Here is a 12,982-nt window from a genome sequence, read left to right as displayed (position 1 = left end):
TGATATACTGCACACAGTAATTAATCAAAAATTATAAGATTTTCATTATTTCTCTGTGATATAGGGACTTCAAATTTGGCCAAAAGAACCTATTCTGTTCGGTATATTGCAGGTGAGCCCGCTAAACGTATTCAGCCCATGCCTGTACATATGTTAGGTGAATCACTTCCAATAGGTTTACCTCTATTCGCTGCGGGTGAAACCCTAGATGTGGTTACATGGAATATTTACAAACAGCAACGGCCAAATTGGAAGCACACTCTTAATGAGTTAGTAAAAGATAGAAAACTTATTTTGTTGCAAGAGGCTCAAATGTCACCTGAGTTAATATCTTTTGCTGCATCACACAAATTAATTGCTGATCAGGTACCTGCATTACCTTTTTCACCTCATCCAGCTGGAGTGATGACACTTGCGGCTTCACATCCGATATATTGCTGTCCTTTAAGAGAAAAAGAACCACTTTTACGACTGGCTAAATCTGCGCTGATTACAGTATACCCGTTACCAGATGGGAAGCACTTGATGGTCGCAAATGTTCATGCAATTAACTTCAGTTTTGGTGTGGATGTATATACGCGGCAACTAAATAAATTGGGTGTTCATATTGCTAAACATGTGGGGCCAGTGATCCTTGCGGGTGATTTTAATGCATGGAGTAGGCAACGGGTAAATGCACTAAAACGGTTTATTCGTAGTGTGGGTCTAAAAGAAATAGCATTTAGTGATGATTACCGTACTAAGGCTTTTGGCCGTCCTTTGGATTACGTGTTTTATCGTGGATTGAAAGTTAAAAATAGCACTGTACTACCGACAGATGCATCTGATCATAACCCTATTATGACCAAATTTACGCTTTCTAAGTAATTAAGATTATCTCCCTTATTTTCCCTCGCATTTAATTGTAGATTTGATGAGCTATTTTTATTGGGGACATCAGATTGAAATCATCGTTTTTATACATCCTTTTCTTTTTTGCACAAATAGCTAATGGATCTAGCTTATTGTTGGCAAAACATGCGGAACAGTTACCTCGTTTAGTTATTTATGACCCGTCTTATCGACAAATTTCTTATCCAAATGGTGATGTGCCCGAACACTACGGTGTCTGCTCTGATGTAGTTATACGAAGCTACCGAAAAATGGGGGTTGATTTACAAAAATTAGTACATGAAGACATGAAAGCAAACTTTCGCCAATATCCCAGCCAACGTATATGGGGATTACGTAAGCCAGATACAAATATTGATCATCGTCGCGTTCCTAATTTAGAGGCTTTTTTTTCGCGAAAAGGGAAAAATAAGTCTATCTCAAAGAATGCCAGTGATTATATTCCTGGTGATATTGTCTCTTGGCGTTTGGGTAATGGTCGGCCACATATCGGTGTTGTAACTTCGATAAAGTCATCAAGTACACAAAATTATTTAGTTATGCACAATATTGGATATGGCCAAGTAGCTGAGGATATTTTATTTCGTTGGGATATTGTTGGGCATTATTCTTATTAAGTGGGATAATTTTTATATAATATAATTACTATGGTTATAATATTTTAAATTAACTTCTTTGTGGGTTTTTATATATTTAAGTAATTAGTTTAATTTGTTGTTTTTTTGATTATATGCTAATTATTGTATTAGCATTAATTTCGCATGAACTATATTTATAAATGAATGGTTAAACGTATAAAGTATAAAACATAAATAAATGGTGGTTAATGTTATGAAAAATATAGTTATTGTTGGTGGTGGGACGGGCGGGACGATGCTAGCAAATACACTTGCTAGAAAATTGAGTAAAGAAATTTTTTCAAAGAAAATAAAAATAACATTAATTACTGATAATCCAATCCATTATTATAAACCTGCATTTATGTATGTTGCTTTTAATTTATTTTTTAAGGATGAACTGAGTCGCCCTGAAAGAGAGCTGTTAAGGCCTGAAATAGAGTTAGCCATTGATAAAATAGAATACTTTGATTTTAAAAATAAAGAGCTAAACTCAACACATGGAAAAAAATATAATTATGATTTTCTTGTGATAGCGACAGGTTGCGTACCTAAACCTGAGCGTATTGAAGGTTTAAAAGATATCGGTAACCACTTTTATGCTTATGAAGCATCAAGGAAGCTAGCTGACCAACTTGCTAAGATTGAAAAAGGTCGAATTTTTATTACAGTATCATTCCCTGAAACACCGAATGTGCCCCATCAGTGTGGTATTGCGCCGATGGAAACAACTTTAATGATTGATGAGTTTTTACGTAAACGTCGAGTTAGGGATAATATTGAAATCGTTTATACTTATCCAACAGTTTCACAATTATTGCGTAACTGTTTATTTATGCAACAACCTGTTTGTGAAGTTATTCCCGAGGTATTTACTGCTAAAAATATTAAAGCGCAGAGAGGGTTTACTTTAGATAAAGTTGATCCAGATAAAAAAATAGCTTATTCGAAAGAAGGTGATGAGCAAAATTTCGACTTACTGATTAGCACTCCACCGATTACCGCGGTTGAGGCAGTTATTAATACCGGATTAAGTGAGCATAATAATGGTGAAGGTTGGTTACCTACCGACCATGAAACTATGCAAGTTTATGGTGTTGATGGCGTTTATGTTATAGGTGATACCGTTGATTTACCAATCAGTAAAGCGGGAGGAAGCTGTCATAATCAGGCTGCCATTATAGCTGATAATATATGCGGAGAATTAATTTATGGTTATCCCGCAGCTATCTATGATGGGCGAGTTCAAGCTGTTGCTCAAATGGGATTAACTGCAGGGATGCCTTTACAATACGATTATAAACACGATGTTATTCCTACGCCTCCGACTAAATTAGGGGGATTACTAAGAAATGGCTTTAATAGAGGTATTTATTGGGCTGCTATTCGTGGCTTAGTTTAAGGAGGAAATCAAAATGTCTAATAATGAAAATCAAAGTAAACTAATTGAACTTCTTAATTCTGAGTCGGGTGATCATTTCGCAGACAAATTAGCACCGCTATTACAACTGAACCGTTTAGATAATATTGTTGATTTACTTTCTCTAATTTCTGACCTTATTGATATTACTGATAATAGCACAGTAGAAAAACTGGCGAACTCATTTGAGGATACTCTAGCGCCAGTCTGGGAATTCGGAACTGCATATAATATGGCTAAAATGGAGGAAATATATAATAGTAAAAATCCAAATTTTCGTTCGGTGTATGCTTTATTAAAAGATCCAAATACATTACGTGGAATTAGTACCGTTTTACGAACCTTGCAAATAATGGGTTCTCGATTGTCTTCCCCCCAAGAGGGGTAATATTTCGGAGGTGGTATGATATTAGATAGACTGTATTCTTTTGATACGCGTGTGATACATAATTACTATGATGCAGCCGAAAATTTAGGATCACTAGCTTCACCAATTTATCAAACGTCAACTTACGTATTTGATAGTGTTGAAGAAGGTGCCGCTTGTTTTAGCGGTGAATCGAACGGTTATATTTATACTCGAATAAATAACCCAACATTAAATTTGTTGGAAAAGCGGCTTGCTGATTTAGAAGAGGGGGACGCCGCAATTGCATTCTCTTCAGGGATGGGAGCAATAACATCGACTCTTTGGACATTACTGAACCCAGGTGATGAGCTGTTAGTTGACATGACGGTTTATGGCTGTACATATGCATTCTTTCACCATGGGTTAGCTCGATTTGGTATCAAAGTTCGTCACATTGATATGAGTGATCCAAATCATGTCGCACAGGCGCTCACTAAAAAAACAAGGATGATATTTTTCGAATCGCCTGCAAACCCAAACATGCGTTTAGTTGATATTAGCGCTGTGAGCCATATCGTTCGTCAATATAATCTTGCAAATAACCAAGAGATATTGGTGACCGTTGATAATACCTATTGCACTCCTTACATTCAAAAACCTCTTGAACTTGGGGCGGACATCGTCGTTCATTCATTGACTAAATATATGAATGGACATGGTGATGTGATGGCTGGGGCGGTTATTACATCTGAGGCGTTAGCTAAGCAAATCAGGTTGGTTGGACTGAAAGACATGACTGGAGCATGCCTATCCCCTCATGATGCAAACCTCATATTACGTGGAATGAAAACACTACCAATCAGAATGGAGAGGCTGGTTGAGAGTGCACAAAAAGTTGCAGAATATTTAGCCTCGCTATCTGAGGTTTCTCAAGTGATGTACCCGGGTTTACCGAGTTTTCCTCAATATTCATTAGCTCAAAGGCAGATGAAGCTACCCGGGGGCATGATTGCTTTTGAACTTAAAGGGGGACTTGAGGCGGGCAAGCAGTTTTTAAACCGCCTACAGTTATTTTCTTGTGCGGTTAGTCTTGGTGATTGTGAGTCATTGGCTCAACACCCAGCGAGTATGACCCATTCGACTTACACTGCTGAGGAACGGAAACAGTATGGGATTAGTGATGGGCTTATTCGTTTATCAGTCGGATTAGAAAGTGTTGATGATTTGATTGCGGATATTAAGCAAGCGCTCAGTTGATAACAAAAGGCCCTATATCATATAAAATATAGGGCCTTTATTTATTTTGTGGATGCGTTAATTAGTTAAGATTTTTGAAATTTACGCATAATGAAGAAGGTCACACTCAATATCGCGACCCAAGCAAACCCAACTAAAAGTGCAACTTGTGTGTCTTTAAAGAAGCCAAGTAGTGCGATGACAAAGACCATAAATGCAATAGTAACCGCAGGGCCAATTGGCCAAAATGGGACTGGGAATTTCAGGTTTTTAACTTCTTCAGGACTCATTTGGCGACGCATGGCGACTTGAGAAAGCAGGATCATTAACCACACCCAAACCGTTGCAAAGGTTGCGATTGAAGCAATAATCACAAAGATTTTTTCTGGAAGTAGGTAGTTCAAATACACACCGAGTAACATAATAACGGACATTACTAATACAGTGACCCATGGCACACCGCTTTTCGTCAACTTAGTAAAGACTTTTGGAGCTTGTCCATCTTGCGCCATTCCGTACATCATGCGCCCTGCACCAAAAATATCACTATTAATCGCTGAGATTGCCGCAGTGATGACCACGATATTTAAGATATTTGCCGCTGATTGAATACCTAAACTATCAAAAATTTGGACGAATGGACTGCCATTTTGACCGACTTGGTTCCACGGATAGATGCACATCAAAATGAATAATGTTAACCCATAGAATAATAAAATACGGATTGGAACGGCATTAATTGCTTTTGGAATGGTTTTTTCTGGGTTTTGCGCTTCACTGGCAGTAATACCAATCACTTCAATACCGCCAAATGCGAACATGACTATGGCTAAAGAGGCAATAACGCCTTCAATGCCATTTGGCATAAAGCCACCGTGCTCCCATAGATTTTGGATACCTACCGCATGGTCAGTTTCTTGGCCGAAACCGTAGAACATTAAGAAAGTACCACCAACAATCATTGCGATGATGGCCGAGACTTTCACGATAGACAGCCAAAATTCCATTTCACCGAAAATTTTGACGTGACATAAATTGAGTGCGCTAATAAATAGCACGATACTTAATACCCACACCCATTGGTCGACATGTGGGAACCAGAACCCCATGTACATCCCGAAAGCGGTAATATCGGCCAAGCAAACGACCAGCATTTCAAATACGTAGTTCCAGCCAGTTAAAAAACCAGCGAGGGGGCCCATGTAATGGCTAGCGTAGTGAGAAAACGAACCGGGTACAGGATGATGCACTGCCATCTCGCCTAAGGCTCGCATAACCATAAATACAGCAGCACCACCGACCATATAAGCGAGGAGAACTGCAGGCCCTGCCGCTTGAATTGCGGAAGCAGAACCATAAAATAAGCCGGTACCAATCGCTGAGCCTAAAGCCATAAAGCGAATGTGCCGAACACTCAGTCCCTTTCTGAGTTGATTTTGTTCACTACTTTGCATGTCTTTTCCTGTCTTTTTCTTCGTTCGATATATTGTTCCGAATAGGCTTTCGGTATTGTTTATTAAGTCGGACGTACTTTATTGAACCCTAAGGTGGCTACATTATCACAAACTTCCTTGTTCGTGAGATAGATATCTGCAATATAATGCGTGCTCAGCTAACTATTTTAGGAGTGATATGAAATACCCAATTAATGAAATCTTCCAAACCATTCAGGGAGAGGGGGTTTTTACTGGTGTTCCTGCGGTGTTTATTCGTTTGCAGGGCTGCCCAGTTGGATGTAGTTGGTGTGATACCAAACAAACATGGGAAATAGAACAAGACAAAGAATCTACCCTAGGGGATATCGCACTTAAAACGATTGATTCAGATGCATGGGCGATGTCAGATAGTGAGGCATTGATTCAGTTAATGAAAGAAAAACACTTCAGCGCACAGCATATTGTTATTACAGGCGGAGAGCCTTGTATTTATGATTTACAGCCACTGACTGAGGCATTAGAACAGCATGGATATCAATGCCAAATTGAAACTAGCGGCACATATCCTATTCAATGCACAAATAAAACATGGGTTACGGTATCGCCAAAAGTGGGTATGAAAGGCGGGTTACAGGTGATTAGCCAAGCAGTAAACCGCGCTAATGAAATTAAACATCCTGTTGCTCGCGAAAAAGATATTGAGGCACTTGAGAAAATTTTAGCATTACGTACTGTCGAAATGCCGCCAGTAGTGGCATTACAGCCAATCAGCCAAAAGACGGCGGCAACAAAATTGTGTATTGAAACTTGCATTCAACGCAACTGGCGTTTATCGATTCAAACACATAAGTATTTGGATATTCAATAATAAAAAATAGCGATAAATTTTAGTAACCCCCAATAGTTGAAAAACACTCATTGGGGGCCTTTAAATTACCTAAATGGTTGGTTTAGTGGTACTTCAGGATCTGGCTCGTGAGTAATACGGTTGCGTAAGTCACGACGAATAATTTCAATAGACCAAAACCAAATTAAATGGCCAAATATTTCTGACACATTCTCATACCATGGCAGGTCGAAAAGTGGAGGGGTGAGCCCCATAAGAGGGAATGAAATCATATGGACAAATAATTGCGCCAGTGCACCCGCTAACAACCCTTGCCATAACTTAATTTTAGGAAATACTTCAGCAACGATGCAATACCCGACAGCAAACACGATAGAAAATATGATGTGAGTAACGCCCACAGAGTTAAAAACGTGCCCAGCAAAGGTGTACACTGCAGAGTTAGGATCAGCAATTCCTAACCAATCCCTTAAGAAAATATAAGGTGGATTGAGGAAGTTACGTGAGCAGTCAATTTGTTCCGCTGCACGGATCAGTGTTTCTGGCGAACAAGCTGCGTTGAACATATCCGTTGGGCTTCTTGGCGGTAATGGGACTTCAGCCCCCCATTTGACAAACGAAGAGACGATACCTGCGATTAGACCAATAAATGCTGCCAGTCCATAACGCCTTCTGGATTTTGGTGTTTGTTGAAATAAATGCATTTCCCCTGCCTTATTAAAAGTAAATAATGGTAAATAATAGATCAGGTTATAATTTAATGCACTATGTCAAATTAAAGTTTTTATATCCTTAATGTTAAAAGGGGAAATGTCAGTCACTGATTTATTTCTTGCCTTAGCCTCACCCTTGATAACGTATGTTTTTTTAGAATTTCGATTATTAAAGGTAATTAGGCAGCTTTCTATGCAGAGTTAGGCGTTGATATTGGTTTGGTCACTAGTCGAAGGTAAAGGATATAGGGATTTACCCCTCATTTATATTCAAAACCTATTAGGCTTGCCGCTAAGTCAGCGGCCTGAGGAGCGTGTATCCCTATATTATATGACTTTTTTAGCGCTTGTACTTTTAAGCTTCTCCGCGATAGACGCAACCTGCATTGCAGGTTTCTTTTACGGTAACCGCACTTAATAAGGGTAGTAAAGGTTTAGTTTGTTGCCAAATCCACTGGGCTAATACCTCACTGGTTGGGTTTTCTAACCCTTCGATATCATTTAAATAATGATGGTCTAAGCGTTCCCAGATAGGCTTAAAAGCGGCTTTTACATCAGAAAAATCAATAATCCAACCACTATGGGAGTCAACTTCACCTGTGATTTCTAAACGCACCATGAAAGAATGCCCATGGAGGCGACCACACTTATGACCCTCTGGGACGTGAGGAAGTTTGTGGGCGGCTTCGAAAGTGAAATCTTTATAGATTGTTGTACTCATATGTGGCTCCTTGTTGTGAATAAACAGCGCATTGTACTGCATTTTTAGGTGAAAATATCTTTAATTACTAAAATAGCGTTAACCGCTTTTATCAATATGATCCATCAGTTAATTGCTTTAGGCTTTTTAGTTATTAATTATGGCTATCGTTTCTTATCCCATTATCTATGGTTGTTATAACCTAACTGCATACCCTATATGTTTCAGGTACTGCGGTATTTTTTGCTTTATTACCTTAATTATTTGGGGGAATGAGCAGGTGTTAGGTTGTCGGTCTTTTTTGGGTAATGACATGGCATCGTTTTTTTAAATCAAAGATGAATAACGCTGGGGTTACAAGATAATGACAAAAAAACAGCCGCCATTAGCGGCGCTGCCAATATCTGTTGAGCAATTAGCACGTTTACAGACGGCCGTTGATGATTTTTCATCCCATCAACTCGCATGGCTTTCTGGTTATTTGTGGGGAGTGGTAAATCAAAATACGCAAGTTGATGCATCTGTCAGTGCGCCTGTGGTTACCCAAGATACGGTCACAATCATCTCTGCATCACAGACAGGAAATGCACGCCGCCTATCAGAGCAGCTTAGAGAGCGTTTAGTCGGTGAAAAAATTAGTGTGAACTTAGTGAATGCAGGGGATTATAAATTCAAACAAATCAACCAAGAGAAAGTGTTGGTTGTTGTAGCGTCAACCCAAGGTGAAGGGGAGCCAGCCGAAGAAGCGGTTGCATTGTACAAATACCTTCATTCTAAAAAAGCGCCTAATTTATCACAAACCAGCTATGCGGTTTTCGCGCTGGGAGATTCCTCTTACGAAAAATTTTGCCAAGCGGGTAAAGATTTTGATTCTCAGCTTGCATTATTAGGGGCGATATCATTAACGGAACGAATTGATGCAGATGTTGAATACCAAGCGGTTGCAGATGAGTGGGTTGAAAACCTCACACAGATTTTAAAAGCTCGCGTTCCTACTCAAAGTGATAGCCAATTATTGGCGACTCAAACAGGAAGTGTGAATGAAATTCATTCATCACCTTATAGTAAAACCGCACCATTAACTGCGTCGCTACTGAGTAATCAAAAGATCACCAGTCGCGACTCGCAAAAAGATGTTCGCCATATTGAAATTGACCTCGGTGACTCTGGTTTACGTTATCAACCGGGTGATGCGCTAGGAGTTTGGTTCGATAATGACCCTGCTTTAGTTGATGAGTTGGTGGCTTTATTGTGGCTACAAGGTGATGAAGAGGTCTTTATTGGCTCACAGCGGCATTCATTACGTGATGCGCTGATTTATCAATTAGAACTGACACAAAATACCCCAGTAATTGTCGAAAAATACGCTCAGCTATCAAAAGATGATGCACTATTGTCATTAATTAGTGATAAGCAAGCTATTTTGCACTACGCGCAAAATACGCCAATTGTCGATATGGTACGCCAAGCAGCATCTCAGCCTACTGCCCAAGAATTTGTTGAACTACTGCGCCCGTTAACCCCTCGTTTGTACTCGATTTCTTCTTCACAATCAGAGGTGGAAAATGAAGTTCACGCAACGGTTGGCGTTGTCCGCTATGAGATTGATGGTAAGGCTCGCACTGGCGGTGCTTCAGGTTTCTTAGCGGATCGCTTAAATGAGGATGATGAACTCCGTATATTCATTGAGCACAATGATAACTTCCGTCTGCCACAAGACCCAAATACGCCAGTGATCATGATTGGCCCAGGAACAGGGATAGCGCCATTTCGTGCTTTCTTACAGCAGCGTGACAATGACGGTGCGACAGGGAAAAACTGGTTATTTTTTGGTAATCCACACTTTGTTGATGACTTTCTCTACCAAGTGGAATGGCAGCGTTATGTCAAAGACGGTTTACTAACCCATATTTCATTAGCGTGGTCTCGCGACCAACAAGAAAAAATCTATGTACAAGATAAACTTCGCGAACAAGGCGAGGAAGTATGGCAATGGTTACAAGAAGGTGCGCACATCTATGTGTGTGGTGATGCAAACCGCATGGCCAAAGATGTCGAACAGGTATTATTAGATATCGTCAGTCAATACGGGAACATGGACAGTGAAGAAGCTGATGAATTTTTAAGTGAGCTGCGCGTAATGCGCCGTTATCAGAGGGATGTTTATTAATGAGCAATGAACAACAACAAAAGCCCTTAATTGTCGAAGGTAAACTCGCAGACAGTGAACGCATGAAGCAAGACAGCGATTACTTGCGTGGAACCATTAAGGACGACTTAAAAAATGGGTTAACGGGCGGTTTTGAAGGGGATAATTTCCTGTTGATACGCTTTCACGGCATGTATCAACAAGATGACCGTGATATTCGTTCTGAGCGTGCGGAACAAAAACTCGAGCCTCGCCATGCAATGATGCTGCGCTGTCGTTTACCGGGCGGCATTATCACCCCCAAGCAATGGCTTGATATTGATAAGTTTGCCACAGAGCACACGCTGTATGGCAGTGTGCGCATTACGAATCGGCAAACATTTCAGTTCCATGGCATCTTAAAAGGGGATGTAAAGCCTGCCCATCAGATGCTAAGTCACGTTGGTTTAGATGCCCTTGCAACGGCGAATGACGTTAACCGTAACGTGTTATGTACCTCTAACCCAGTGCAGTCTGAATTGCATCAACAAGCTTATGAATGGGCAAAGAAAATATCTGAACACTTACTACCACGCACTAGTGCTTACGCGGAAATTTGGTTAGATAAAGAAAAGATAGTGACAACGGATGAAGAGCCTATTTTAGGGCAAACTTATCTGCCAAGAAAGTTTAAAACCACTGTTGTGATCCCACCATTAAATGATGTGGATTTGCATGCAAATGATATGAACTTTGTCGCGATTGCCCAAAATGGGGAATTGATCGGTTTTAACGTGCTGGTGGGTGGCGGCCTTGCAATGACACATGGTGATACAGCGACGTTTCCTCGCTTAGCCAGTGAGTTTGGTTTTATTCCATTAGACAAAACATTAACCATTGCAGAAGCGATAGTGACTACCCAACGGGATTGGGGAAATCGTACTGAACGTAAAAATGCGAAAACCAAATATACTCTTGAGCGTGTGGGTATCGACACCTTCAAAGCTGAAGTCGAAAGGCGCTCAGGCGTAGTTTTCGAACCTATTCGTCCATATGAATTTACTGAACGCGGTGACAAGATTGGTTGGCTTAAAGGAATTGACAATCGCTGGCACCTAACATTGTTTATTGAAAATGGTCGATTAATTGATTTAGAAAATAAGCCATTAAAAACGGGTGTGGCTGAAATTGCGCGTATTCATCAAGGTGATTTTCGTTTAACCGCAAACCAAAATTTAATTGTTGCGGGTGTACCCGAAAGTGAAAAAGCGGCGATTGAAGCGATTGCCAGAGCTCATGGGTTAATGAGTGATGAAATTACAGCGCAACGTGAAAATTCCATGGCTTGTGTCTCATTTCCAACTTGCCCACTTGCGATGGCAGAAGCGGAACGTTTTTTACCTGAATTTGTTAGTCAGGTAGAAAATATTATGGCCGCTCATCAAGTCGCCAATGAACATATCGTTCTACGGATAACGGGTTGCCCTAATGGCTGTGGACGAGCGATGCTGGCGGAAGTAGGGCTGGTCGGTAAAGCGATTGATAGATATAACTTACATTTAGGTGGAAATCGCATTGGCACCCGTATTCCACGCATGTACCGTGAAAACATCACTAGTACAGAGATTTTAGCTATTTTGGATGAGTTAATCGGTGATTGGGCAAAAAAACGTCTACCTAATGAAGGATTTGGCGATTTTGTTATTCGCACCAATGTTGTGAAGCCCGTATTAAATTCTGCTGTTGATTTTTATGAGGTTAAGGAGGCAGTATGAGCCGACTTGAACTAGCAACGCTTATCGAACTCGATAAGCCTCAACAAATCGCTTATCTCGCTGAGTTTAATTCCCAGTTAGAAGCGATGAATGCATTACAGCGGGTTGAGTGGGCGGTTGAATATTTACCGGCAGAGTTTGTGGTGTCTTCCAGCTTTGGTATCCAAGCGGCACTAACGCTGCATATGGTGACGCAGGTTATGCCTAATATCCCAGTTATTTTAACGGATACTGGTTATTTGTTCCCAGAGACCTATCAATTTATTGAGGCGTTAACAGATAAATTGAATTTAAATTTACAGGTGTATCGCGCAAAGCAGTCACCTGCTTGGCAAGAAGCACTGTATGGCCAACTTTGGACACAAGGGCTTGATGGTATTGAGCGTTATAACCAATTGAATAAAGTTGAACCGATGGCGCGTGCGTTACATGAATTACAAGCACAAACCTGGTTTTCTGGTTTACGGCGAGAACAATCTGCGAGCCGCGCAAATTTGTCTGTGTTAGGTATCGGAAAAGGGATTTTTAAAGTTTTACCAGTGATTGATTGGAATAATAAGCAAGTTTATGAATATCTAACAAAATATGATTTACCTTATCACCCCCTGTGGGAACAAGGGTATTTATCAGTTGGTGATACCCATACAACTCGTAAATGGGAAGAGGGGATGAATGAAGAAGATACGCGTTTTTTTGGATTAAAGAGGGAGTGTGGGCTGCATGAAAACTAAATATTCGTCATAATTCAATCCGCAGCGTTGTTGGCTACGCGCATTCGCACTAGTCACATACTAGTGTATGCTCCTAGCGACTCATTTACTTGCCGCCTAGCTGCAACTTGAATTATTTAGAATATTGATTAGGTTATAA

General features: G+C 40.3%; 12 protein-coding genes. 9 read left to right on the top strand and 3 right to left on the bottom strand.

Translation table 11 applies throughout. The features are described from left to right. Positions 1-75: 75 nt before the first annotated feature. The 5 genes from CYG50_RS14595 to megL all read left to right on the top strand — a co-directional run bounded on the left by CYG50_RS14595 (position 76) and on the right by megL (position 4,534). Entirely contained in the window at positions 76-867 is a 792-nt protein-coding gene (locus CYG50_RS14595; RefSeq protein WP_168222863.1) for an endonuclease/exonuclease/phosphatase family protein, read from the top strand. A 95-nt stretch (positions 868-962) separates the two neighbouring features. Beyond that, positions 963-1,508 (top strand): DUF1287 domain-containing protein, encoded by a 546-nt coding sequence (locus CYG50_RS14590; protein ID WP_375373126.1) that lies wholly within the window; start codon positions 963-965, stop codon positions 1,506-1,508. A 214-nt stretch (positions 1,509-1,722) separates the two neighbouring features. Further along, complete coding sequence (locus CYG50_RS14585; protein ID WP_102140122.1) at positions 1,723-2,910, top strand: NAD(P)/FAD-dependent oxidoreductase; 1,188 nt, start codon at positions 1,723-1,725, stop codon at positions 2,908-2,910. A gap of 13 nt (positions 2,911-2,923) precedes the next feature. Further along, on the top strand, positions 2,924-3,316 hold the full coding sequence (locus CYG50_RS14580) for a helical membrane plugin domain-containing protein (protein WP_094960905.1): 393 nt from the start codon (positions 2,924-2,926) through the stop codon (positions 3,314-3,316). A 15-nt stretch (positions 3,317-3,331) separates the two neighbouring features. Further along, complete coding sequence (megL, locus tag CYG50_RS14575; RefSeq protein ID WP_102140119.1) at positions 3,332-4,534, top strand: methionine gamma-lyase; 1,203 nt, start codon at positions 3,332-3,334, stop codon at positions 4,532-4,534. A gap of 65 nt (positions 4,535-4,599) precedes the next feature. Here megL and hutT read toward each other — a convergent pair whose 3' ends face one another. Further along, the gene (gene hutT, locus CYG50_RS14570; protein ID WP_102140118.1) at positions 4,600-5,967 is read right to left on the bottom strand and encodes an L-histidine transporter HutT; all 1,368 of its coding nucleotides are present in this window, start codon (positions 5,965-5,967) and stop codon (positions 4,600-4,602) included. A 178-nt stretch (positions 5,968-6,145) separates the two neighbouring features. Between hutT and queE the strand changes: the two genes are divergently transcribed. After that, positions 6,146-6,817, top strand: a complete 672-nt coding sequence (gene queE / locus CYG50_RS14565; RefSeq protein WP_102140117.1) for a 7-carboxy-7-deazaguanine synthase QueE — start codon at positions 6,146-6,148, stop codon at positions 6,815-6,817. Positions 6,818-6,882: 65 nt separating this feature from the next. Here queE and CYG50_RS14560 read toward each other — a convergent pair whose 3' ends face one another. After that, entirely contained in the window at positions 6,883-7,500 is a 618-nt protein-coding gene (locus tag CYG50_RS14560; RefSeq protein WP_004260761.1) for a YagU family protein, read from the bottom strand. A gap of 364 nt (positions 7,501-7,864) precedes the next feature. Continuing rightward, on the bottom strand, positions 7,865-8,230 hold the full coding sequence (gene queD / locus CYG50_RS14555) for a 6-carboxytetrahydropterin synthase QueD (RefSeq protein WP_004913900.1): 366 nt from the start codon (positions 8,228-8,230) through the stop codon (positions 7,865-7,867). A 343-nt stretch (positions 8,231-8,573) separates the two neighbouring features. Between queD and cysJ the strand changes: the two genes are divergently transcribed. Genes cysJ through cysH form a run of 3 tightly spaced genes read left to right on the top strand, consistent with a single transcriptional unit; the run spans position 8,574 to position 12,843 of the window. Beyond that, entirely contained in the window at positions 8,574-10,379 is a 1,806-nt protein-coding gene (gene cysJ, locus CYG50_RS14550; protein WP_102140116.1) for an NADPH-dependent assimilatory sulfite reductase flavoprotein subunit, read from the top strand. Beyond that, positions 10,379-12,112, top strand: coding sequence for an assimilatory sulfite reductase (NADPH) hemoprotein subunit (gene cysI, locus CYG50_RS14545; RefSeq protein WP_102140115.1), 1,734 nt, complete (start codon positions 10,379-10,381; stop codon positions 12,110-12,112). The genes cysJ and cysI overlap by 1 nt, the downstream gene beginning before the upstream one ends. After that, the gene (gene cysH / locus CYG50_RS14540) at positions 12,109-12,843 is read left to right on the top strand and encodes a phosphoadenosine phosphosulfate reductase (protein ID WP_102140114.1); all 735 of its coding nucleotides are present in this window, start codon (positions 12,109-12,111) and stop codon (positions 12,841-12,843) included. The genes cysI and cysH overlap by 4 nt, the downstream gene beginning before the upstream one ends. Positions 12,844-12,982: the final 139 nt, after the last annotated feature.

It is taken from the genome of Providencia huaxiensis (assembly GCF_002843235.3).
In the GTDB taxonomy this organism is placed as follows: Bacteria; Pseudomonadota; Gammaproteobacteria; order Enterobacterales; family Enterobacteriaceae; genus Providencia; species Providencia huaxiensis.
The sequence above is the reverse complement of the archived record's forward strand: the minus strand, read 5'-3'. Positions and strand labels throughout refer to the sequence as shown.